The sequence below is a fragment of the Aeromonas sp. R4-2 genome, from assembly GCF_040908295.1.
GTDB lineage: Bacteria > Pseudomonadota > Gammaproteobacteria > Enterobacterales > Aeromonadaceae > Aeromonas > Aeromonas veronii.
The window spans coordinates 153,703-154,175 of the sequence record NZ_JBFODL010000006.1 but is presented as its reverse complement, the minus strand read 5'-3'; the positions used below and the strand labels follow the sequence as shown (position 1 = coordinate 154,175).

Sequence of the window (473 nt, the reverse complement as noted above, 5' to 3'; positions counted from 1 at the left end):
ATGGAGGCGCATTATAGGGAGTGAATTCGTTCTGGCAACCCCTCAGCGGCAATAAAATTGCAAAAAAGGCCACTTTTTTAGTTATTCATCTCCAATCACAGCTTTTATACAAACTTATCCACAGAAACTGGTTCCAGGTTGCTAGAATGGCCGAAAACAAGGAGGCCAAAATGGACTTGCGACTGAGACCCTACAAGGGAAAACGCCCACAACTGGGCAAACGGGTGTATGTAGATCCCTGCGCGGCACTGGTGGGCGATATCGAACTGGCCGATGATGCTAAGTGAACAGGGCAAGCAATTAACTATTCCGCCAGGCTCTGGGACAACTCTTAGTTCTTATATAGAAGAGGTTGAATGGTAAGTTGAAGCAGTTGAAGCAGTTGAGGCAGTTGAGGCAGTTGAGGCAGTTGAGGCAGTTGAGGCAGTTGAGGCAGTTGAGGCAGTTGAGGCAGTTGAGGCAGTTGAGGCAGT

The 473-nt window shown here is 48.2% G+C and carries 1 pseudogene; it reads left to right on the top strand.

The window, feature by feature from the left end:
• Positions 1–170 precede the first annotated feature (170 nt).
• Positions 171–281 (top strand): annotated as a pseudogene (locus AB5Y99_RS02945) (gamma carbonic anhydrase family protein); the annotation flags it as partial.
• Positions 282–473 lie beyond the last annotated feature (192 nt).